The organism is Cognatishimia activa (genome assembly GCF_001458335.1).
In the GTDB taxonomy this organism is placed as follows: domain Bacteria; phylum Pseudomonadota; class Alphaproteobacteria; order Rhodobacterales; family Rhodobacteraceae; genus Cognatishimia; species Cognatishimia activa.
The window spans coordinates 72,883-95,606 of the sequence record NZ_CYTO01000019.1; the positions used below are offsets into that span (position 1 = coordinate 72,883).

Consider the following 22,724-nt stretch of genomic DNA (forward strand, 5'->3'; position numbering starts at 1 on the left):
GATAGCCCGCAGGTAAAAACTCGGTCGTGACGTAGTAGGTGCTGCCCCAAACAAGCGGCGCCAGCGACGTTAAAAGAATGTCGATGTGATGTTTCATCATGATACTCCATTTATCTTGACGTCAAGATATGTCGATTAATCTTGACGTCAAGATAAAATATTTCTAAGGAATTCATATGGATCACGTTGATCAAATCATCGCGCAATGGAATCGCGAGCGCCCAGACCTTGATGTTGGGCCAATGGAAATCATCGGTCGGTTGTCCAGACTGGCCACCGTTTTACGCGCCGAAATGACGGCCACGTGGAAGATACATGGCCTAAACGCTGCAAGTTTTGATGTGCTGGCGACCCTTAGAAGATCGGGCAAACCGGAGGGTCTGTCACCGGGCCGCCTTCTTGAGCTCACAATGGTGACATCAGGCACCATGACCAACCGCATCGACCAATTGGTAAAAGCGGGATTGGTGGAGCGTGTGCAAAATCCGGAGGATAGCCGAGGTTTTCTGATCCGATTGACTGATGCAGGGCTAACAAAAATCGAAGCAGCGGTCGCTGATCACGTTCAGACGCAACAGAGCTTGACCGACGGTTTGACTGATGAACAGAAAACTGCGTTGAACACACTGCTCAGGACATTTGCCAGTTCAATCGATGAGGCTAAGTAGACCTCATTCGGAGCGCCGTTCGCCCCATCCCATGGTCACACCAAGTGCGGCCATTCCGATAGTCAAAGCCCCTGCCCCCTGAAGCAGGTTAATGGTCTCTCCAAAAACGACGTAGCCAAAACCCACGGCCGCCAATGGATTTAGAAACGCACAGATCCCGATGATCGCGATGCTCAGGCGAGGATAGGCCGCGTAGATCATGATATAGAGTATGCCCGTGTGGATAACGCCTAAGCCTACCAACCACAGAATGGAAAAATCTGGCGCGGTTATGACTGCAGCGAAGCTTAGAAACGGTGCAAAGACCGCGACGCCAAACAGGCAGTGGATGATCGTCAGATGCACCGGTGCGACTGCCCGCAATGCGCGGGAGGTCAAGGTTGACCCTGCATAAAGCAAGGAGGCCAACACCGCGAAGGCCACACCTTTGAACCAGTTCAGATCCCCGGCAATGTCGCCAATACGTGGCCAGATCAACGCGGCGAGGCCGGCAAAGGCAACCACCAGCCAAAGGCCTTTTGCTTTGGTCAGCCGCTCGTTCAAAAACACCGCTGCAAAGACCACGATCCAGAAGGTTTGTAGGTGATAGATGATTGTCGCAAAGCCGATCGAGATGAGGCGATAGGCTTCGAACAACGCGGCCCAGTTCGTGACCAAGAACAAGCCGCTCAAGCAGACGACCGGCACCAGGCTGCGATCAATTCGAGCAATCCCCCTAAGCCGCCCCGTCGCAATGCACCAAAGCCCAAGGAACAGCGCACCGAACAAGCAGCGAAAAAACACGACATTGAATGTGGGCTGCCCCGACAACACCGAGAATACACCGGAGGATCCAAGCACAATCATTGCCGCTGCCAAAGACAGCGTGCTTTTCATGTTATTGCTGGGTTGGGAAGCGACCATTTTACAATGTCCTAGTTTTCAACACCGTTTATGGCAACCTTGGCCGATTGATGAACTTTTTTAACGCAAAACGGGATTTGATATTCTTAACGCCGTCCGCTTTGAGCAGCTTGTTCTGCAGAAACGCATCATATTCTTCCAGACTGCCGACAGCCACCTCAAGCAGGAAGTCCTGCGCGCCGGTCATCAATGTCCCCGTCACGACCTCTTCAAAGAGAGCCACATCACGTTGAAAGGCCGAAATATGTTCCGCGTCTTTGCGCTCCAGTTCCACTGAGACATAGGCGGTGATGCCAAAACCCGCAGCGGTGCGGTCGATTTCAACCGAATACCCTGCAATCAACCCCATATCTTGGAGCCGTGCCACACGCCGCTTGCACGGGGTCGCTGACAGGCCAATCCGCTCTGACAGCTGCACGATCGAGATTCGACTATCCTCTACGAGGGCGTTCAAAATCTCTCTGTCCACATGATCAATAGTGATTGCCACTACGAAATCTCCTCTTTGTAGTGGTTTCCCCCTGATTAGGTCAGCATAGCTGTCAGATCGTGATTAAGCAACTCAAGGCCCTTTGCTAGGCTTTTTGGCAAGACATATGCCGCTGACGCTCCGATCCAACGGAGACGCAGCCCGAGCCGCGAGCGGAGGAGCTCATGACAGACACCTATGCCCCCCTATCCCTACACGTGCCGGAGCCCGGCTGTCGCCCCGGCGATACGCCTGACTTTTCGGACTTCGAAATCCCCCGCGCTGGCGATGTGAAACGACCGCCCGAGGATGTCGACCCCGATGATATCCGGGACATGGCGTTTTCGATTGTCCGGGTTCTTAACAAGAACGGCGAAGCGGTCGGAGATTGGGCGGGCGCCCTGACGCCGGATGAGCTGCGCACGGGCCTGCGCAATATGATCAAGCTGCGCACATTTGATGCCCGGATGCAGACCGCGCAGCGTCAGGGCAAAACCAGCTTTTACATGCAGCATTTGGGTGAAGAAGCGGTCAGCTGCGCCTTCGCCGGGGCCCTAAAGCCCGGCGACATGAACTTCCCCACCTACCGTCAGGCGGGCCTCTTGTTGTCCACGGACTATCCGATGCTGACAATGATGAACCAGATTTATTCCAACGCCGAAGATCCGCTGCACGGGCGACAATTGCCGATCATGTACTCCTCCAAAGAGAACGGTTTTTTCACGATTTCGGGCAATTTAGGCACACAATTCCTACAATCGGTGGGTTGGGCCATGGCATCGGCCATTTCGGGCGACACCAAAGTGGCCACCGGTTGGATCGGCGATGGGTCCACGGCCGAAAGTGACTTCCACGCGGCCATGGTGTTTGCCTCAACCTACAAAGCGCCGGTTGTTCTGAACATCGTGAACAACCAATGGGCCATTTCAACCTTTCAAGGTATTGCACGCGGCGGTGTCGGCACATTCGCGGCCCGTGGTCATGGGTTTGGCATTGCCTCGATCCGGGTTGATGGCAATGACTACCTTGCCGTTCATGCGGTCGCAAAATGGGCTACCGAACGCGCCCGCCGGGGTTTAGGCCCGACCTTGATCGAACATGTGACCTACCGCGCAGGCGGTCACTCCACATCGGATGATCCATCTGCCTATCGTTCGGGCGATGAAGCCGCCGCTTGGCCGCTTGGCGACCCAATCGAACGCCTGAAGACCCATCTGATCACCATTGGTGAATGGTCCGAAGAACGCCACACGCAAGCCGAGGCGGAAATCTTGGATGAGGTCGTCTCCACTCAGAAAAAAGCCGAAGCAGTCGGCACCCTAGGCGACGGCAAAGCGCCAAGCCCACGGGACATGTTTGAAGGGGTTTATGAAACCATGCCGTCTCATCTGATCCGGCAGCGCCAGGAAGCGGGGTACTGATCATGGCAAAGATGACAATGATCGAAGCCATCCGCGACGCCCATGATGTGGCCATGGCGGAAGACGAGCGCGTCATCGTCTATGGCGAAGACGTGGGCTTTTTTGGCGGTGTGTTCCGCGTGACCGCAGGTTTGCAGGAAAAATACGGCCAAAGCCGCTGCTTTGATGCACCCATCAATGAAAGTGGTATTGTTGGCACGGCAATCGGCATGGCCGCTTATGGACTGAAACCGGTGATCGAGATTCAGTTCGCCGACTATGTTTATCCGGCCTTTGACCAGATCGTGTCTGAGGCGGCGCGATTGCGGCATCGATCTAACGGCGACTTCACTTGCCCGCTTGTGATCCGCATGCCGACCGGCGGTGGCATCTTTGGCGGCCAGACCCATAGCCAAAGCCCCGAAGCCATATTTACGCATGTTTCGGGTCTAAAAGTCCTGATCCCCTCCAACCCAGCGGATGCGAAAGGGTTGTTCCTGTCGGCGGTTGCTGACCCGGACCCGGTGATCTTCCTCGAACCAAAGCGGCTCTATAATGGCCCGTTTGATGGCCATCACGACAAGCCGCTGCAGTCTTGGAAGAAGCACGAACTGGGCGAAGTGCCCGACGGCAACAACGCGATTGAGATTGGCAAAGCCAATATCACCCGCGAGGGCAATGACGTCACCGTGCTGGCTTACGGCACCATGGTCTATGTGGCGGAAGCCGCCGCCGAAGAAACCGGTGTGGACGCGGAAGTCATCGACCTGCGCAGCCTGTTGCCGTTGGACCTCGATACAATCAAAGCGTCTGTCCAGAAAACCGGCCGCTGTGTGATCGTGCATGAAGCCACCCGCACCAGCGGATTTGGTGCCGAGCTGATGAGCCTCGTGCAGGAAACCTGCTTCTATCATCTGGAAGCCCCCATGATCCGCGTCACCGGGTGGGACACCCCCTACCCTCACGCGCAGGAGTGGGAGTATTTCCCCGGCCCCGCCCGCGTTGGTGAAGCGCTGAAAAAAGTCATGGAGGACTAAGTCATGGGCATTCATGCAATTCGACTGCCAGACATTGGCGAAGGCATCACCGAGGCGGAGCTGACCGAATGGAGCGTCAAAGTCGGGGATGTGGTGAAAGAAGACGACGTGCTTGCCATCGTGATGACCGACAAAGCTTCGGTCGAGGTGCCCTCATCTGTTGACGGCACTATCGCAGAGCTAAGTGGCGAGATTGGTGATCAGATCGCCGTTGGGTCTGTCCTGATCCGCATCGAAGTGGACGGCGAAGGCAATGAGGCGGACATCGCTGCAACGAGCGCAGCACCTGAACCTAAGAAAGAGGCAGCACCCGAGCCTAAACTAGCCAAACCTGCACCAAAGACTGAAGCTCCAAAACCTGCGCCGGTTGCCAAACCCGCAACGCCGGTGGCGCGCACGCAAGGCACCAAACCCCTCGCATCCCCATCGGTTCGAGCCCGCGCTCGCGCCGAAGGGATCGACCTGCGACAAGTGCCGGGATCGGGTCCTGCGGGGCGGATCAGCCAAGAAGATCTGGATCAATGGATCGCCTCCGGCGGTATCCAACAGGGCCAGGTGACCCGTGGCGCCAATACAGGCATCGAGGAAGTCCGTGTCATCGGCATGCGCCGTAAGATCGCAGAGAAGATGCAGCTCTCAAAACGTCAGATTCCGCATATCTCCATCGTGGAAGAAGTGGAGATGGAAGCGCTGGAATCCCTGCGCGGGCAGCTCAATGCCAAATACAAAGACGAGCGCCCAAAACTGACCCTCCTGCCCTTCCTGATGCGCGCCATTGTCGAAGCGGTGCGTGAACAGCCCGGGCTGAATGCGCGCTATGATGACGAGGCGGGCGTGATCTATCGCCATGGCGGCGTCCATATCGGCATTGCGACCCAGACACCAAATGGGCTGAACGTCCCTGTGATCAAACATGCAGAGGCAGCGAACCTTTGGGACAATGCCGGGGAACTCGCGCGACTGGCGGATGCGGCCCGCGAAGGCAGCATCAAGATTGACGAGTTGCAGGGTGGGACAATCACCATCACGTCGCTCGGCCCGCTTGGCGCGTTGGCCACAACACCGATTATCAACCACCCGGAAGTGGCCATTGTTGGGGTGAACAAGATGCAAGTGCGCCCGGTTTGGGACGGCCAACAATTCCAACCGCGCAAGATGATGAACATCTCCTGCTCCTTTGACCATCGCGTCATCGACGGCTGGGACGCTGCGGTGTTCGTACAAAAACTAAAAACGTTGCTGGAAACCCCAGCCATGCTGTTTGTGGAGGGTTAAATGACCGATCTGACCTGTAAATTGCTTGTCATCGGCGCGGGCCCCGGCGGCTATGTCTGCGCCATTCGCGCGGGCCAACTGGGCATCGACACGATTGTGGTGGATGAAGCAGCTCCCGGCGGCACCTGTCTCAATATCGGCTGTATTCCATCAAAAGCCCTGATCCACGCGGCAGAAGAATTCCACCGCATCACCGAAGCGGATGCGGGCCCTCTTGGCATCGCGACCTCACCGCCGAGCATTGATCTCAGCAAAACGGTTGAGTGGAAAGACGGTATTGTGAAACGCCTGACGGGCGGTGTTGCGGGCCTGATGAAACGCGCAGGCGCGCGGTTCGTAGCAGGTCGGGCGCGGTTCTTGGATGGCAAAACGGTGCTTGTCACCAAAGATGGCGAAGAGACACAAATCCGAGCCGAACACATCGTGATTGCATCAGGCTCTGCCCCGGTCGAACTGCCTTTCCTGCCGTTTGGCGGGGACATTCTTTCTTCCACAGAGGCGCTCGCACTTCCTGAGGTCCCAAAGACCCTCGCAGTTGTGGGCGGTGGTTACATTGGCCTCGAACTCGGCACCGCTTACGCCAAACTCGGCACCAACGTGACGGTCATTGAAGCCGCAGAACGGATTTTGCCCACATATGACAAAGCGCTCACCATGCCAGTGGCAAAGCGGTTGGCAGGTCTTGGGGTGACTGTGCTGACCGACACAAAGGCGGAAGGCTATGAGGGCGGCCACATGCAAACCGACAAAGGCTCTATTGAAGCGGAAAAGGTCCTTGTGACCGTTGGACGTCGCCCACGCACCCAAGGGATTGGGGTCGAGGAATTGGCCCTCACTTTGGACGGCCCATTCATCCGCATCGACAAAACCTGCCAAACTTCCATGCGCGGCATCTACGCCATCGGTGACGTAACCGGCGAACCGATGCTGGCGCATCGCGCCATGGCCCAAGGGGAGATGGTGGCGGATCACATCGCTGGCCACGCGGTTGAGTGGGATAAGCGGGCAATCCCCACTGTTTGTTTCACGGATCCAGAAATTGTCACCTGTGGCGCTCTGCCCGGAGAGATTGAGGACACAACATCTAGTGAGTTCCCGTTCATGGCCAATGGTCGCGCCATGACCTGCGAACGCGACGATGGCTTCATCCGTGTCGTCTATCGCGACGCAGATCATGCCATCGTGGGACTGCAAGGGGTCGGCGCTGGGATTTCCGAACTCTCGGCGGCCTTCTCATCGGCGATTGAGATGGGGGCCTGCCTAGAAGACATCGCCTCCACGATCCACGCTCACCCCACCCAGTCGGAAGGCCTGCAAGAGGCCTGCCTGAAGGCATTGGGCCACGCGCTGCATATCTGAAGTCCAATATATATGGGCCATACAGTCTCATTCTAAGACAAATTTAACGCGCAGATCAGACCGGTCTGCGCGTTTTTTCTACTTTTCCACAGCATTTCCCCAGCTAATTTCGCGCGAGCCCGATCAAGGGATAGACGGACGGAATCTGGCGGTCTAAAAGAAAACAAATCAGCTAGTGATGTCGCGAAATCCGAGCCGTAATCGGAGCCGATCCCAATGTGGGGGCGGAGCAATAATATTGCGCGCGCACCACCTCTCCCCATGCCAAATATTTCAAAACCTTTAAAATGGGCACACACAATATGTTGACAAGATCGTCAGCCTAGTCGCAATATGGTGTTGCTTCGGTACTCTCGATTCTGATCGGGGGCCAAGAGGGAACAGGGTAACATTCCGGCACTTCTCCACCACCGAGCGCACAATATTGGGGGACTCAAGTCACTGAAAGCAGGCGCTTTTACCGACACAGGACGACCCTTCCATCGCAGGTCAGAAGACCGTTTGCGAGCACGAAAAAACAACTGGGGACGAAAGGTCTCGGACGTGTTTGGGGGAAGTCAGACCCAAAGTCCGCGACCTAACAAAAAAAGGACTGAGGGACTTATGAGCATTACCGTTTATTCCAAGCCTGCATGTGTACAATGCACCGCCACAACACGCGCGCTAGACGCGAAGGGCATCACTTATGACGTCGTTGATCTGTCTTTGGACGATGACGCCATGTCTCACGTGACAGAGCTGGGCTATCGTCAAGCACCTGTTGTGATTGCTGGTGGGGACCACTGGTCTGGCTTCCGCCCAGACATGATCAGCCGCTTGTCCTAAACAATGACGGCGCCGTTCCCGGAGCTGGTTTACTATTCTTCGAAGTCGGGCAACACCCATCGCTTTATCACGCGCCTGGGTCTTTCCGCGACGAAACTGCCCGAAGAACAAGACCAGTTCGTGAACATGACAGAGCCCTTCGTGCTCGTCTGCCCGACCTATGCTGATGGCGAAGGGCGCGGCGCTGTTCCAAAGGCGGTTATCCGGTTTCTCAACAACCCGGACAACCGCAAATTCATCTTAGGTGTGATCGGCACCGGCAATCGTAATTTCGGCGAAACCTACGCCTTGTCCGGTCGCATCATTGCAGAAAAATGCAAAGTTCCGTTGCTCTACACTTTTGAGCTTGCCGGCACAGATACAGATATTGTCCGCGTCCGAAGCGGACTGGAAACCCTGGGGAGATCGCAATGCTCGACAGCAGCATAAACGAGCAAGACTATCACGCGTTAAACGCGATGCTGAATCTTTATGATTCAGACGGCAACATTCGCTTTGATGCGGACCGCATGGCGGCACGGCAATATTTTCTGCAACACGTGAACCAGAATACGGTTTTCTTCCACTCTCTGGATGAAAAACTGCGCTACTTGGTCGAGAACGGCTATTACGAAGAAAGCGTTCTGGATCAGTATTCCAAGAACTTCATGCGCAAGATCTGGGACGAGGCTTTTGCTAAGAAATTCCGCTTCCCAACCTTCTTGGGCGCGTTCAAATATTACACCTCCTACACGCTGAAAACCCGTGATGGTCAGCGTTTCCTGGAGCGCTACGAAGACCGCGTGGTGATGACCGCTCTTGCCCTCGCACAGGGCGACGAAACGCTGGCCATGTCCTTCATGGAAGAAATTCTGGAAGGCCGCTTCCAGCCTGCGACGCCTACCTTCCTGAACGCCGGTAAAGCCTCCCGTGGCGAGTTGATCTCCTGCTTCCTGCTGCGCTTGGAAGACAACATGGAAAGCATCGGTCGCGGCATCAACTCCGCGCTGCAACTGTCTAAACGTGGTGGAGGTGTGGCGCTGCTGCTCACCAACATTCGTGAAAACGGCGCACCGATCAAAGGTATTGAAAATCAGTCTTCGGGCGTCATCCCGGTGATGAAACTGCTGGAAGACAGCTTCTCTTATGCAAACCAGCTGGGTGCCCGTCAGGGCGCGGGCGCGGTGTATCTGAACGCCCACCACCCAGACATCATGCGTTTCCTCGACACCAAGCGTGAAAACGCGGACGAGAAAATCCGCATCAAAACGCTGTCTTTGGGCGTGGTCATTCCTGACATCACCTTTGAGCTGGCGAAGAAAAACTCTGATATGTACCTCTTCTCTCCGCATGATGTGGAGAAGGTCTATGGCGTGCCATTCTCTGAGATTTCCGTTTCTGAGAAATACCACGAAATGGTCGAGGACAAGCGCATCCGCAAGTCCAAGGTCAACGCACGTGAGTTCTTCCAAACCATCGCGGAAATCCAGTTTGAATCTGGCTACCCATACGTGATGTTTGAAGACACCGTGAACCGCATGAACCCGGTGGATGGGCGTATCAACATGTCCAACCTGTGTTCCGAGATCCTGCAGGTGAACACCGCATCCAAGTTCAAAGACGACCTGAGCTATGAGGAAATGGGGACAGATATCTCCTGTAACCTCGGCTCTTTGAACATCGCAAAAACCATGGACGGCAAAGACCTGGGTCAGACCGTTGGCACATCGATCCGCGCGCTGACCGCTGTGGCCGAAATGTCTGCCATCGACTCTGTGCCTTCCGTGCGCAAGGGCAATGATGAAAGCCGCGCGATTGGTTTGGGTCAGATGAACCTGCATGGCTACCTGGCGCGTGAACACGTGCATTACGGCAGCACGGAAGGTGTTGAATTCACATCCGTTTATTTCGCAGCCGTGGCCTATCACGCGATCCGCACCTCTTGTGATATGGCACAGGAACGCGGCAAGACATTCAAAGACTTTGAAAAGTCCGAATATGCGTCTGGGTCCTTCTTTGACAAATACACCGACCGCGACTGGCTGCCAGAAAGCGATAAGGTGAAGTCCCTGTTTGATGGCATCGAACTGCCAACACGGGATGACTGGGCGAAGCTCAAAGAAGACGTGATGAAACACGGTCTCTATAACCGCAACCTACAAGCGGTGCCGCCGACCGGTTCGATTTCCTACATCAACAACTCCACCTCTTCGATCCACCCGATCGTGTCCAAGATCGAGATCCGTAAAGAGGGCAAAATCGGCCGCGTTTATTATCCAGCTGCCTTCATGAACAATGAAAATCTGGAATATTACCGCGACGCCTACGAAATCGGTCCGGAAGCGCTCATTGACACCTACGCCGCCGCAACCGAGCACGTGGATCAGGGCCTGTCACTGACGTTGTTCTTCCCTGCGGAAGCCACAACGCGCGACATCAACAAAGCCCAGATCTATGCTTGGAAGAAGGGCATCAAAACCATCTACTACGTACGTTTGCGCCAAGATGCCCTAGAAGGCACCGAGGTGCAGGGCTGCGTCTCTTGCAGCCTGTAAGCGGAGGAAGACAATGAAAGATATGCTCGAAACCGTCGTCCCTAAGGCCATCAACTGGAACCGTCTGGAAGATGAAAAGGACCTGGAGGTCTGGAACCGCCTGACCGTTAACTTTTGGCTGCCAGAAAAGGTGCCTTTGTCCAATGACTTGCCCAGCTGGGGCACGTTGACGGACCACGAAAAGCAACTGACCATCCGTGTCTTCACCGGTCTGACGCTTCTGGACACCATCCAGAACTCCGTCGGCGCACCGGCGCTGATGCCCGATGCAATCACACCGCATGAAGAGAGCGTTCTGACAAACATCGCCTTCATGGAAGCGGTTCACGCGCGCAGCTATTCCTCGATCTTCTCGACACTGTGTTCGACCAAGGAAATCGACGAAGCGTTCCGTTGGTCTGCAGAAAATCCGCATCTGCAAGCGAAGGCAAAAGCGATCTTAGATACCTACGCGCCGGGCAATGACCCGCTGAAGCGCAAGATCGCGTCGGTGTTCCTGGAAAGCTTCCTGTTCTATTCCGGCTTCTATCTTCCAATGTATTGGTCCAGCCGCGCGAAGCTGACCAACACAGCCGACCTCATTCGCCTGATCATCCGGGACGAAGCGGTGCACGGCTATTACATCGGCTACAAGTTCCAGCGCGGCTACGAAAAGCTTGATGAAGCGGGCCAACAGGAACTTAAGGATTACGCGTTCTCTTTGATGTTTGAACTTTACGACATCGAGAACAAGTACACCGAAGAGCTGTATGACGAGCTGGGCCTGACCGAAGACGTAAAAGTCTTCCTGCACTACAACGCCAACAAAGCCTTGCAGAACTTGGGATTTGAAGCGCTGTTCCCACCGGAAGTGTCTGAAGTGAACGCGGCCATCTTGGCAGCTCTCAGCCCCGACAGTGAAAACCACGACTTCTTCTCTGGCTCTGGCTCGTCTTATGTGATCGGCAAAGCTGTCGCGACCGAGGACGAAGACTGGGATTTCTGAGAAGCTTTATCTTTTGAAAAGATGCGGATGGCGGGGCGAAAGCTCCGCCATTTCTACAGATACGTCTTGTGAAGACATAACAACTCAAGTCATCGCAACGCACGATTTGGCTCGGGCATGCGGTTGGGGGCCGCCGAGACCCTCGCGGAAAACCGTCATACGTCGATTGGACGTTTGTCTGCCAAAATCAGACTTTTGCGGCGGCCATAAACTCTGTTTTGAAGACTTCCAGAACAGCGCCTAACTCCGGATTTCTTTTGACGGCCTTCCGGTAGACCAACCCACAAAGGTGCGATGTCAACGGTTGCTGCAAATTCAAGGCTTTTAGCCCGCGCAACTCCGCCTCATGCATCAAAAGTTGCGACAAGCAAACAAGGTGGTCTCCTCCTGAGACGAAGTTCAGCGCACCGACAATTGAAGTGGTTTCGATATCAATGATCGGCGGTTGCAGTCCTTGTTCGTAGGCATGCTTATCTAGATTTTCGCGCCAGCTGCCCGGCAGCTGCACCTCAGAGAGACTTAATAGCGAAACCCAGCGATAAGATAGCAAATCTATATTGGTTACGACTGTCTGCTTCTCTAATGGGTGACCGCGCCGCACATAAACTCTTGAAGGAATTGAATTCAGACATTCAAACGTCAAATCGGAATCCGCATTTTCGGTCACAAGCGGGCCCATGTAGATGTCGATATCTCCGCTCTTAACTTTCTGCAAAAGAGAGGCCGGCGTTTCTTGATATACTTTGACGCACAATTCAGGAAAGCGCGTGCGAAGCTGCTGCAATGCGCTCGGCAAGATGCTGAGCCCAAATGAAGGCGCGGCTCCAACGTGAACCGTACTGCGGCCAGCCTCAACCGTATGAGCAATCGCTTGAAATGCCAGGCGGGTTTCCAACGAGACTCGATGGTAACATTCCATCAAGAGCTCGCCTTGCGGTGTTGCGAACGCACCACGTGGTCCACGGTCGACGAGCTTAGAGCCCATGCTTTTCTCGAGCTGCTTTAGGCTACGCGTGAGCGCAGACTGTGTCTGCCCCAAGTTTCTCGCGGCTTTGTTGAGGCTGCCGGCCCTGATGATCTCAGCAAAATATTCGAACTGCCGCGCGGTAAGATAGTTATCTAATTTTCTCATAAGTAAAGGCAATAATAGAGTATTCTGATTATATCCATATTTTTCTAACCTAGAGGTATGAAGACCGTCTTTCTGCTATTTGATTCTCTTATTCGCGATCAGTTGCCCGGCTACGGTGGCTGCGCGGAACGGCTGCCAAACTTCGCACGCCTTGATGCTCGGTCAACGCGGTTTGACAATCACTGGGTCGGCAGCCTGCCTTGCATGCCCGCACGTCGCGACATGCATAATGGCCGTCTGAACTTTTTTCATAGAAGCTGGGGGCCGCTGGAACCATTTGACGATAGTTTCGTCACCGAACTGCGCAATAGCGGAATCTATACCCACCTGATCACCGACCATTATCATTACTTTGAAGAAGGCGGCTGCAACTTTCATACCAAGTTTAATTCTTGGGAGCTGTTTAGAGGGCAAGAGACAGATGCCTGGCGCGGCGCACCGCCGCCAAACACCGACGACATCTTGGACGATTTTGATCCAACGATTTACGACCTCTCGGTGCACAAGCATTGGCGACATGCCGTCAACCGCGCCTACATGCGAAAAACCGAAGATTTTCCTATCGACAAAAGCTTCTCCTCAGCATTGAGGTTCCTTGATGAGAACCAATTAAAGGACAATTGGTTCCTAAAGTTAGAAGTCTTTGATCCCCACGAGCCTTTTCATGCGCCGGAAGAGTTCTTGAAGGCCGAAGGGGTCGACCTAAACGCGCCCATAGCTGATTGGCCCGCTTATGGTGAACCTGAATATTCAAAGGAAACCAGCGAAAACTTACAGCGTACGTATCGCGCACTTTTGCGTTTTTGCGACTATCAGCTCGGCCGTTTACTTGACGCGTTTGACGAGCATGACCTTTGGCAGGACACCGCACTGATCGTTACCACCGATCACGGCTTCATGCTGTCAGAGCACAACACTTGGGGCAAATCCGTTATGCCTCTTTATCATCAGGTTTCCCGCATCCCGTTGTTCATGCATCTACCGGGCAGCACCCCGGTCCAGTGTACAACAGGACTGTCCCAGACCACGGATTTAGCTCCGACGGTTTTGGACGTTGCGGGCGTTCCGTGCCCACCCGATATGACAGGTTCTTCCCTACAAGCACTCAGTCATGGTGGTGTCACGGAACGGAAATTTGCAATCTTTGGGATTTGGGGCGGTCCCATAAATTGCACTGACGGGCGCTATGTAATGTTCTTGCAGCCCAAAGAGCCCTCATCGCAAGATGACCTATACTTGTACTCGATGATGCCTGTGGATTTCAAAACACCCCTAAAGCTCGCTGATTTACAATTGGCGACACAATGTGCACCATTCGAATTCACCAAAGGTATGCCGGTCTGGAAGATACCCGCGACCGGAATCGTGGAGCGTGGCGCCGCCAGCTTCCTACCCGCAAAGACAACGCTTTTTGATCTGGAACTTGATCCCAATCAAAACGAGCCGGTCACCGGAGAATTGGAAATCGAAGCTAAACTTAAAAATGCTATGCTCGACGAACTAAAAGCGCATGACGCGCCAACAGAACTCATCTCAAGATTTGAGTTCAAAAACAAAGAGTTGACCGCTGCAATCTAGAGCCTCGGTCGAAAGTCAAAAGACGACATAGATTAAGACGTTCTAAGGGAGGAACACAATGAAACCGCAAACTAAACTCACGATGCTTTCATTATCATCAATGATCGCCGCGACGGCGGCCTTGGCCGATGATATTGAAATTCTGTGCTATCAAGATGGCAACGAATGCGAAGTTCTCGGGGAGATGGCTCAGACCTTCGAAAGCGCGACTGGCCACAACGTAACAATCGATACGGTCGGTTATGAAGTGATCCGCGATCAGCTGTTGAACCAAGCACAGGCCGGCAATGCCCCAGATATTGCGCGAGTGACAAACCCTGGCGCATTTGGGCGACTGGCTCTTGATCTTACGCCATATGTAGATACCGCCTATTGGGAAGAAAACTATGGAGCTCTGCTCCCCTGGTTCCGCGCACCAGGTGGCGAAGACAAAGGCATTTATGGTTGGAATACGCAACTTACAGTGACCGGCCCTTACGTCAACGTCACCGCTTTTGACGATGCAGGCGTGGAATTGCCCGGTGATGGTGCAACTTGGGACGAATGGGCGGCGGCCGCAAAAGAAGTGCAGGACGCATTGGGCTTGACCGCAGGTCTGGTGATGGACCGCACGGCACACCGCTGGGCGGGACCTGCCTTCTCATATGGCGCGCAGTTCTTTGGTGATGACGGCGAGCCATTGCTGGTCGACGATGGTTTCCGAAACTTTGCAGAAGTCTTTATTGGGTGGCACAAATCTGGCTTGATGCCAGCTGAAGGCTGGCCGGCTGGGTCTGGGACACAATATCGTAACGCAGCGCCGCTGTTTGTTTCAGGTGATGCCGCGATGCATATGTCCGGATCTTGGATGATCAACAACTATGCAAAGAATATCCAAGATTTCGAATGGCGCGCAGTCCCTGCACCATGCGGCGTTGGCGGATGCGGCGCAATGCCGGGTGGCGCGTCTTTGGTGGTATTTGGTGATACCGAAGTTCCAGAAGCCGCCGCTGCCTTCGTAGACTGGATGGCGCAGACCGAACAGGCGGAAAAGTTCGCGTCAGAAACGAACAACATTACTGCGCATGCGGGACTTCAAGCCTCTGGAGTTGACTACCAAAACGCCACTCCGACCATTGCAGCTGCGTTGTCCACTTTTGCGTCCAACGCGGGTGTAGCGACTAAGACCACACCACAAGCCTATGTTTTCCAAGGATACAGCAAGAACTTTGCGATCTACGGTATCGTGCCGGATTACATTACAAAGGCAATCACCGGTGAAATGAGCTTGGACGACGCACTTTCTGCGATTGATGCAGACGTTGCTGCCAAAATCGCCGAATAGGGAAGCAGAAACAAACTGACGTTGGAAAACGTTGCAAGTGGCGGGGCTCATAGCTCCGCCATTTTTCGCTTCGCCTTTGGCGCAAAAAGGTAGTCACTTATCTGAACAGCTTTCGCGCAATGACCGGTGTTCTGATGCGTTGTCCTTACAGCACCTATTGGTTCACTAACGCATCATCAAAATCAATGCACTCGCCCAAAGCTAAAATCCATCCAAATCGGCAAATGATCTGATGCGCGGCGAGAAAGTGGGGTATCAGCCACGCCGGAGGAAATCACCTTTAGATCTTCAGACACTGCAAATCGGTCTAATTTTGCCATGGGCCATCCGGTCGGAAAGCTTTTGCCCGGGGCGTGCATCGTTAATTCACGTTCAAACGGCTCAAAACCCGTTGTTGATGACCACTCATTGAAATCACCTGCCACAATAAACGGCGATGACGTCGGCAATACGTTGCAAATCATCGTTTGCTGCGCGCGCCTATCTTTTCGACGCAGGCCCAGATGCGTCGCTGCCAATGTTACGTTCACCGATCCGGCTAGGGAAATGATGGCGGCGCCGCGTGGCTCAAATCCGGGCAGATCCAGTGTTTTTTCCACAGAAACCTCAATTTCTGGGCGCACCAATACGGCGTTCCCGTGCCAGCCAAGGCTTACATCATTCTTCGACAACGGCACGACGCGATAATCGCAGTATGACCCGATGAGGTCTTTGGGCAAAGCCGCAGGGCGTTGACCAAGGCGTCGGTCAGCTTCCTGAAGCACCACGATATCAGCGTCCAAGGTGTTAATGACGTCCAGAACGCGCCCCGGGTCCCGGCGCTGGTCTCGCCCCCTTGCCTTGCGTATATTGTAGCTTGCAATTCGAAGATATGAGTCTGTCATTGCACCTATATGGGAACGCCGCAGCGCGTTTTCACCATTTTGGAGGGCCCACAGATCTGGAAATTGGTCAACAGCTTCGGTCTGGTGTTGCGCGCTTGCTGGTTTGCGCTGGCCATTGGCGCTCTGATTGCGCTGCTTCTGGGGCGGTTCTCACTGGCCTTCGTGAGTGTTGCCACCTTATTGCTGTCGCTATTTCCCCTACTGCTCGCTCAGCAACTTTCCGTGCGGCTCCCCGTCTCTTTCTTAATTTTTACGACCGTCTTTGTGTTCGCCACTATTTTTTTGGGAGAGGCATTTGATTTCTACAACAAAGTGTGGTGGTGGGATCTGGCCCTACATGGCTCAGCAGCGATTGGGTTTGGGCTGCTTGGTTTTCTTTTCGTATTCATGTTGTTTGAGGGCGATCGGTTTGCGGCGCCCCCTTCAGCCCTTGCGCTGATCACCTTTTGCGTCGCCATGACCATTGGTGCGTGCTGGGAAATCTTTGAATTCGCGATGGATCAGATCTTCGGGCTTAACATGCAAAAATCTGGTCTCGATGACACGATGGGCGACCTGATCGTCAACGGTTTGGGCGCATTGTTCGCTGCGCTCATAGGCTATCTCTATGTTCGTTTCAGTGCTGCGGGAGTCTTTGGCCGGTTCTTTGAACAGTTCATCCAGTTGAACAAATCCAGCTACCGCAAAGCGATCAAGCGCCTGAAACGCTAAGACACCTGTTCTGAGCACGAAGATCTCTAATTGGCTGCTTAGGATGGTGCCCCCACACGGACTCGAACCGCGGACCTACTGATTACAAATCAGTTGCTCTACCAGCTGAGCTATAGGGGCACTGGAGGGTCATTTAGACCAACCGTTCGGCGGGTGCAATACTGGTTTTTCACCCGAATGAACTTTTTTCACAAAAAAGAAACGCCCCGCAAAATTGCGGGGCTTTTGGGTTTGGTTAGAGAATTATCGCGCAAAGTCAGGAACCTCGGGCGCAGGCAAAAGCATACCGCTCACTTCGCCAAAGCCGACACGGTAGCCGTGCCCTTGCGCCGCGCCGCGCAGCACAAGCGTGTCGCCATCTTCGATAAAGCTGCGGACTTCGCCTGTCTCAAGCGTCATGGGCTCTTTCCCGCCCCAGCTCATCTCCAACATAGATCCGCGGTTTTCTTTGTCCGGGCCAGAAATGGTGCCCGACCCCAAAAGATCGCCAACGCGCATCGCGCAGCCTGACGTGGTGTGGTGACACAACTGCTGTGCGGCGGAGTAATACATCTCGTTGTAATTGGTGCGGGCGATGATGGATTCGCGACCGTTTTCCGGGGTCAAGCCGACCTCCAGATCAATATCGTAAAGCATCGGGCCCGGCTCCTTCAGATATGGCAGCAACTCCCGATCACGGTCCGGCGTCGACGTCCGGAACGGCTCAAGCGCTGCGCGGGTCACAATCCACGGGCTGATGGAGGTCGCTGTCGCTTTGGCTTGGAATGGGCCGAGAGGTTGGTATTCCCAAGCCTGGATATCGCGCGCGGACCAGTCGTTCAGCAGCACGTAGCCGAAGATATTATCATCGGCTTGTTGCACTGAGATCATGCCATCCGATGGTTGGCCCACGATCGCTCCCATTTCCAGCTCGATATCAAAACGGGCCGATGGGCCAAAGCGCGGCAGTTCGTCATTTGGACCTTTGAGCTGACCGTTTGGACGCACAATGTCAGTGCCCGACACCACCACAGAAGAGGCGCGGCCGTTATACCCAATAGGGATCGACAGCCAGTTCGGCGGCAGCGCGTTTTCCGGACCGCGAAACATGGTGCCGACGTTGAACGCGTGGTGCTTGCCGGCGTAAAAATCGGTGTATTCCGCGACCACAAATGGCATGTGCATTGTCGCGTCCGCCTGCGCAACCAGATGCGGTTCATATGAGTCTTGCTCTGCCGCGCCTTCCGCCAGAGCCGCTTGCAACTTGGCGCGCAGATCCGCCCAAACCGCCGACCCCGCCGCCATCACATCGTTCCATGCGCCAGATTGCAGGTAAGGCCCACCATCCAACGTCAGAACACCCGCCGCTTCTAAGGCCGCTACATCAAGGATCTGATCCCCAATGGCGACACCGCAACGCGGCGTGCCCTCGGTCGAGAACACCCCATACGGCAAGTTGTTCAATGGAAAGTCGGTCGCGTCAGTGTTCGCGCTCGCGACCCAGCTTTTCAGAAGTGTCATCATATGTCCTTATCGCTTCCAGTTGCCTTCCGGCGTCCCGTCGAAGTTCTTTTCCAGACTGTCCCAACAGTCGATGTAATTGTCCTGCAAAGGCGCTTCTTTGGCCGCAAACTCGGTCAGGTGTTGCGGGTAGCGGGTCTCAAACATGAAGGACATGGTGTTCTCCAGCTTCTCTGGACCCAAATTGCTATGCGTGGCCTTGTCAAAAGCGGTTTGGTCCGGCCCGTGTGGCAGCATCATGTTGTGCAGGCTGATCCCACCCGGCGCGAAGCCATCAGGCTTTGCATCATATTCGCCATAGATATTGCCCATCAGCTCGGACATGACGTTCTTGTGGTACCAAGGCGGACGGAAAGTGTCTTCCATTGTCATCCAGCGCTCGCGGAACAAAACAAAGTCGATATTAGCCGTCCTCGGCACACCCGATGGCGCGGTTAAGACGGTGAAAATTGACGGGTCTGGATGGTCAAATAGGATTGCGCCAATCGGGCAGTAGTCTCGCAGGTCGTATTTACAGGGCGCGTAATTGCCGTGCCAGGCCACCACATCGAGCGGTGAGTGATCAATGAAGGTTTCGTGGAACTGCCCCTGCCATTTGATCACAACACGAGAATGGGCATCACGATCTTCAAACGCCGCAATCGGGGTTTTGAAATCACGACGGTTCGCCATGCAATTGGCCCCAATGGGCCCGCGCCCCGGCAGGTCGAGCTTTTGGCCATAGTTTTCGCAAACAAAGCCCCGCGCGGGTTTGCCCTCTGGCAGCTCAACACGGTAAACCAGACCGCGTGGCAGAATGGCGATCTCTTTCGGCTCGATGTCAATCACACCCAGTTCCGTGCAAAACCGCAGTCGGCCTTCTTGGGGCACTACTAGCAGTTCGGAATCAGCAGAAAAGAAATATTCGTCTTCCATGCTTTCGGTGACCAAATACACGTGGGTCGCCATGCCAGCCTGCGTATAAACATCACCTGCCGTGGTAACCGTACGCATGCCGGTTAGCCATGTCAGCGACTCGCCCGCATGCGGGATCGGATCCCAGCGGTATTGGCCCAAAGAGATCACATCGTCCAAGACATGTGGCGCGGACTTCCAATACGGAACATCGATTTTATCAAACCGTCCAACATGTTTGACGGATGGGCGAATGCGGTAACACCACGTGCGTTCATTCTGGTGACTTGGGGCGGTGAAGGCCGTGCCTGAAAGCTGCTCGCCATAGAGGCCATAGGCACATTTCTGGGGGCTGTTCATCCCTTGCGGCAATGCACCCGGCAAAGCTTCTGTTTCAAAGTCATTGCCAAAACCGGGCATATATCCGGGCGTGGTGCCCATGGTGTTGTCAGAGCTGGTCAATGTGTCAAAGCTCATCCAATCCTCCCTTAAATCTCGCAAATCTAACCGGTCTGATCGGTCATGTGGCTTGGATCTAAAATTCGTTGCAAATGAAACGATGTCAAGTTTTTTGTTGCAAATGAAACGATTTTCGCGACATTCTGAGGGCAAGACACAAGAGGCTCACCCCATGAAACACGACCTGCCCAGCTTCGATCTAGAGGGCTACCTGCCCTATCAAGTGTCGGTGATTGCAGGCCAACTCAGCGCAAATCTCGCGTCGCTTTATCAGGAAAAATTCGGCATTACGGTCGCGGAATGGCGCATTCTGGTGAACTTGGCCTATTCTAACAGCAAAACCGTTCGCGACATTCAGCAGCGTGTGCATCTGGACAAAGCCAAAGTCAGCCGTGCTGTTGTTGGGCTGGAAGACCGTGGCTATCTGACCAAAAAGATTGATCCAGATGATCGTCGCCTTCTGCACTTGGAGCTGACCGAAGAGGGCGAAACGCTTGTCGCAGAACTGGTTCCCCTAGCCCAAGAGTTTCAATCCAAGGTCGCAGAAAAATTCCAAGATGACTTCGCGACCCTACAATCCCAAATGACCCAACTGATGAAGGCGCTTTCTGATGGCTAAACTCTATGATTACTGGCGCTCCTCCGCGAGCTACCGCGTTCGCATCGCCCTAGGCTTGGCTGAGATTGATTACGAAACCGAAGTCGTAGATCTGCGCAAAGGCGCACATCTGGAAGATGACTATCTTGCCCGCAATCCGCAGGGGCTTGTTCCAGCGCTAGAGGTCGATGGCGGCACCCTTACCCAGTCTCTCGCCATCATCCAATATCTGGACGAAACCCTAAAGCTTGGCCTTATGCCAAACCTGCCCGCCAGCCGCGCGCGGGTTCGTGCGATGGCTTATGCTATCGCGATGGATATCCATCCGGTTTGCAACCTAAGTGTCGTGCAATTCGCCGTTGAACAATCCGGCGGAGCGATCACCAACGAATCCTGGATGCAACATTTCATCCACAAAGGGCTGAGTGCCTATGAAGTCATGATCCGTGATGGAAAATACTCTTACGGCGATGAGGTCACAATCGCTGACATCTGCCTGATGCCGCAGCTTTATAATGCAGATCGTTGGGGCGTTAACTTGGATGACATGCCAAAAATCCAAAGCGTTCGGGACGCCTTAGAGAGCATCCCAGCTTTCGCCAACGCCCACCCGGATCGCTGCAATCAGAGTTAGAAATTAACCGAACTCGCCTGACAAGTTTTGGGCAATCATCAGCGCGTTGTTGTCCGGGTCAAAGAAGGTTGCAAGCTTGACCATGCCGTCTACGACCACGGTCTCCCCGTCAAATTTCACCCCCGCGCCTTCCAGCTTGCTGCGAGCGTCATCGATATCCGCGACTCCAAAGACCGGCATAGAGTTGCCTGGGGTCGGTTCCGTGTGTTCACCAAACCCAATGGTCACGCCGTCAGTATTGGTCCGCACCTCGGACCAACCCACCTCATCCGCATGATAAATCAATTCAAATCCAAGCATACGCCCGTACCAATCGGCACTGGCATGGCGGTCCTTAACGGAAAGAGCGAATGTAATGGTTTTGTCCGGCGAAATAAGTGACATGATCTTTCCTTTTGATTCTAAATATAGTAACTATACTTTATGAACATTGATTTGTTTGTCAAGCTCACCTCCCGCGCTTGGGCCATGCCGATTTTATCGAGTCTGCATACCGGTGTGCCTGCTCGCCAGGCTGCGTTGTTGGCTGCGACCGGAGCCAGTCGCAACGCCTTTGTACAAAGTCTGAATCACCTGATGGATCTCGGCCTATTGGAACGCAATCCCGGTCACGGTCATCCCTTGCGGCCAGAGTTTCGCTTGACCCCGTTTGGTGTGACCGTGGCAAGCATCGCGCATCGGATTCATACGGTTTCAGCGAAAGAGGATCGGAATCTTCTGCGCAAGTCTTGGACATTGCCAGTGCTCACCGCTCTGCACCGCCCAATTTATTTTAACGAAATTAAACGCGGGCTCACCTCCATAACCGATCGCGCGTTGTCGCAATCGCTGAAATCATTGGAGACACGGCATTGGGTGGCACGACAGGTCGACGACTCATCCCGCCCGCCCCGACCGGTCTATAAGGCCGTGAATACAGGCGGCGCGATCAGCAAAATCATCGCGCCCGAAATCCAGTTTGCATGAGTGTTTTCGCTATTAATTCAAGCGAATGCCGGTCAGATCCTGATCTCCGGGCAGTTGGCCGCGCTCCAGAATGATTTTTGACACAGCCCGTGCGCGAACCGGTGTCATCTTCGCCAAAATCGGCGCGGCGGTGCGCGGGTTCATGGTGCCCAGCACCATGATCGTCACCTCGATATCCATTTCATCCATAATGCCCGCTGCTTCGGCAGGTTTCATGTTCTTATAAAATGAAATTAGGCGATCTAGGTCTTCAGTCTGCTGCGCTTCAACCCGCGCCAGCAAGTCCTCAATGGACCCCTTCAGCTCGGTCAACGCGGCCTTCTCGATCCCCAGCTTTTCTTTTGCCAAAGTCAACTCTGCCTCGCGCAGGTTCATCGCTTCGCGCTGTTCTTCCAACAGGCTACGTTCTTTGGCGAGGTTGCGCAAAACCTCTTCCGGTGTTTCACACATCCCGACTTTGTCACCCAACCCGGCCACAACCGGCGGGGGTGCTTCGGCAGGCACTGGGCCTTCCGGTTCTTTCTCTTCTTCACCCGCCGCCAAAACAATGGCAGGTCCGGTGATTGCGGGAAGGTCCTCGCCCGTGGCC

At 54.4% G+C, this 22,724-nt stretch carries 23 protein-coding genes and 1 tRNA gene; 15 read left to right on the forward strand and 9 right to left on the reverse strand.

What is annotated here, in order from left to right; all coding sequences use genetic code 11:
- Positions 1 to 176 precede the first annotated feature (176 nt).
- On the forward strand, positions 177 to 668 hold the full coding sequence (locus TA5113_RS09540) for a MarR family winged helix-turn-helix transcriptional regulator (protein WP_058314807.1): 492 nt from the start codon (positions 177 to 179) through the stop codon (positions 666 to 668).
- Between the two features lie 3 nt (positions 669 to 671).
- Here TA5113_RS09540 and TA5113_RS09545 read toward each other — a convergent pair whose 3' ends face one another.
- Both TA5113_RS09545 and TA5113_RS09550 read right to left on the reverse strand, forming a co-directional pair.
- Complete coding sequence (locus TA5113_RS09545; protein ID WP_058316699.1) at positions 672 to 1,571, reverse strand: DMT family transporter; 900 nt, start codon at positions 1,569 to 1,571, stop codon at positions 672 to 674.
- 28 nt (positions 1,572 to 1,599) lie between these two features.
- Positions 1,600 to 2,061, reverse strand: a complete 462-nt coding sequence (locus TA5113_RS09550) for an Lrp/AsnC family transcriptional regulator (RefSeq protein WP_082625856.1) — start codon at positions 2,059 to 2,061, stop codon at positions 1,600 to 1,602.
- A 164-nt stretch (positions 2,062 to 2,225) separates the two neighbouring features.
- Between TA5113_RS09550 and TA5113_RS09555 the strand changes: the two genes are divergently transcribed.
- From TA5113_RS09555 to nrdF, 8 genes are all read left to right on the forward strand, one after another.
- Positions 2,226 to 3,461 (forward strand): 3-methyl-2-oxobutanoate dehydrogenase (2-methylpropanoyl-transferring) subunit alpha, encoded by a 1,236-nt coding sequence (locus tag TA5113_RS09555; RefSeq protein ID WP_058314805.1) that lies wholly within the window; start codon positions 2,226 to 2,228, stop codon positions 3,459 to 3,461.
- 2 nt (positions 3,462 to 3,463) lie between these two features.
- Positions 3,464 to 4,477, forward strand: a complete 1,014-nt coding sequence (locus TA5113_RS09560; protein WP_058314902.1) for an alpha-ketoacid dehydrogenase subunit beta — start codon at positions 3,464 to 3,466, stop codon at positions 4,475 to 4,477.
- Positions 4,478 to 4,480: 3 nt separating this feature from the next.
- Positions 4,481 to 5,752 carry a dihydrolipoamide acetyltransferase family protein gene (locus TA5113_RS09565; protein WP_058314901.1) on the forward strand — a complete coding sequence of 424 codons (1,272 nt, stop codon included), beginning with the start codon at positions 4,481 to 4,483 and terminating at the stop codon, positions 5,750 to 5,752.
- Positions 5,753 to 7,111 (forward strand): dihydrolipoyl dehydrogenase, encoded by a 1,359-nt coding sequence (lpdA, locus tag TA5113_RS09570; protein ID WP_058314900.1) that lies wholly within the window; start codon positions 5,753 to 5,755, stop codon positions 7,109 to 7,111. It begins immediately after the preceding gene.
- A 603-nt stretch (positions 7,112 to 7,714) separates the two neighbouring features.
- On the forward strand, positions 7,715 to 7,936 hold the full coding sequence (nrdH, locus tag TA5113_RS09575; RefSeq protein WP_058314899.1) for a glutaredoxin-like protein NrdH: 222 nt from the start codon (positions 7,715 to 7,717) through the stop codon (positions 7,934 to 7,936).
- A gap of 3 nt (positions 7,937 to 7,939) precedes the next feature.
- Positions 7,940 to 8,365, forward strand: a complete 426-nt coding sequence (gene nrdI, locus TA5113_RS09580; protein WP_058314898.1) for a class Ib ribonucleoside-diphosphate reductase assembly flavoprotein NrdI — start codon at positions 7,940 to 7,942, stop codon at positions 8,363 to 8,365.
- Entirely contained in the window at positions 8,347 to 10,470 is a 2,124-nt protein-coding gene (gene nrdE, locus TA5113_RS09585) for a class 1b ribonucleoside-diphosphate reductase subunit alpha (RefSeq protein WP_058314897.1), read from the forward strand. The genes nrdI and nrdE overlap by 19 nt, the downstream gene beginning before the upstream one ends.
- A gap of 13 nt (positions 10,471 to 10,483) precedes the next feature.
- Positions 10,484 to 11,455: a class 1b ribonucleoside-diphosphate reductase subunit beta gene (nrdF, locus tag TA5113_RS09590; protein WP_058314896.1), complete on the forward strand. Its 972-nt coding sequence runs from the start codon at positions 10,484 to 10,486 to the stop codon at positions 11,453 to 11,455.
- 187 nt (positions 11,456 to 11,642) lie between these two features.
- Here the strand turns inward: nrdF and TA5113_RS09595 are convergent, their stop codons facing one another.
- A complete protein-coding gene (locus TA5113_RS09595; protein ID WP_058314895.1) occupies positions 11,643 to 12,587 on the reverse strand; it encodes a LysR family transcriptional regulator in 945 nt (314 codons plus the stop codon).
- A 57-nt stretch (positions 12,588 to 12,644) separates the two neighbouring features.
- Between TA5113_RS09595 and TA5113_RS09600 the strand changes: the two genes are divergently transcribed.
- Positions 12,645 to 14,165, forward strand: a complete 1,521-nt coding sequence (locus TA5113_RS09600; RefSeq protein WP_058314894.1) for a sulfatase — start codon at positions 12,645 to 12,647, stop codon at positions 14,163 to 14,165.
- A gap of 58 nt (positions 14,166 to 14,223) precedes the next feature.
- Positions 14,224 to 15,489 carry an ABC transporter substrate-binding protein gene (locus TA5113_RS09605; protein WP_220387207.1) on the forward strand — a complete coding sequence of 422 codons (1,266 nt, stop codon included), beginning with the start codon at positions 14,224 to 14,226 and terminating at the stop codon, positions 15,487 to 15,489.
- A 182-nt stretch (positions 15,490 to 15,671) separates the two neighbouring features.
- On the opposite strand, the gene TA5113_RS09610 is transcribed toward TA5113_RS09605, so the two are convergent.
- Positions 15,672 to 16,373 carry an endonuclease/exonuclease/phosphatase family protein gene (locus tag TA5113_RS09610; RefSeq protein ID WP_058314892.1) on the reverse strand — a complete coding sequence of 234 codons (702 nt, stop codon included), beginning with the start codon at positions 16,371 to 16,373 and terminating at the stop codon, positions 15,672 to 15,674.
- A 63-nt stretch (positions 16,374 to 16,436) separates the two neighbouring features.
- On the opposite strand from TA5113_RS09610, the gene TA5113_RS09615 reads away from it, so the two are divergent.
- A complete protein-coding gene (locus tag TA5113_RS09615; RefSeq protein ID WP_058314915.1) occupies positions 16,437 to 17,084 on the forward strand; it encodes a DUF2238 domain-containing protein in 648 nt (215 codons plus the stop codon).
- 44 nt (positions 17,085 to 17,128) lie between these two features.
- Here the strand turns inward: TA5113_RS09615 and TA5113_RS09620 are convergent.
- The 3 genes from TA5113_RS09620 to hmgA all read right to left on the reverse strand — a co-directional run bounded on the left by TA5113_RS09620 (position 17,129) and on the right by hmgA (position 19,955).
- Positions 17,129 to 17,204: transfer RNA gene (locus TA5113_RS09620), tRNA-Thr, on the reverse strand.
- Positions 17,205 to 17,327: 123 nt separating this feature from the next.
- Positions 17,328 to 18,584, reverse strand: a complete 1,257-nt coding sequence (gene fahA, locus TA5113_RS09625) for a fumarylacetoacetase (protein WP_058314914.1) — start codon at positions 18,582 to 18,584, stop codon at positions 17,328 to 17,330.
- A gap of 9 nt (positions 18,585 to 18,593) precedes the next feature.
- A complete protein-coding gene (gene hmgA, locus TA5113_RS09630; protein WP_058314891.1) occupies positions 18,594 to 19,955 on the reverse strand; it encodes a homogentisate 1,2-dioxygenase in 1,362 nt (453 codons plus the stop codon).
- Positions 19,956 to 20,109: 154 nt separating this feature from the next.
- Here hmgA and TA5113_RS09635 point away from each other — a divergent pair, with 154 nt between their 5' ends.
- Both TA5113_RS09635 and maiA read left to right on the forward strand, forming a co-directional pair.
- Entirely contained in the window at positions 20,110 to 20,556 is a 447-nt protein-coding gene (locus TA5113_RS09635; RefSeq protein ID WP_058316700.1) for a MarR family winged helix-turn-helix transcriptional regulator, read from the forward strand.
- Positions 20,549 to 21,169, forward strand: coding sequence for a maleylacetoacetate isomerase (maiA, locus tag TA5113_RS09640; RefSeq protein ID WP_058314889.1), 621 nt, complete (start codon positions 20,549 to 20,551; stop codon positions 21,167 to 21,169). Before TA5113_RS09635 ends, maiA begins: the two co-directional genes overlap by 8 nt.
- Positions 21,170 to 21,172: 3 nt before the next feature.
- Here the strand turns inward: maiA and TA5113_RS09645 are convergent, their stop codons facing one another.
- A complete protein-coding gene (locus TA5113_RS09645; protein WP_058314888.1) occupies positions 21,173 to 21,553 on the reverse strand; it encodes a VOC family protein in 381 nt (126 codons plus the stop codon).
- A gap of 39 nt (positions 21,554 to 21,592) precedes the next feature.
- Between TA5113_RS09645 and TA5113_RS09650 the strand changes: the two genes are divergently transcribed.
- Positions 21,593 to 22,135, forward strand: coding sequence for a winged helix-turn-helix transcriptional regulator (locus TA5113_RS09650; protein WP_058314887.1), 543 nt, complete (start codon positions 21,593 to 21,595; stop codon positions 22,133 to 22,135).
- A 12-nt stretch (positions 22,136 to 22,147) separates the two neighbouring features.
- Here the strand turns inward: TA5113_RS09650 and TA5113_RS09655 are convergent.
- Positions 22,148 to 22,724: MotE family protein (locus TA5113_RS09655; protein WP_058316701.1), on the reverse strand; the 577-nt coding region annotated here is incomplete at its 5' end.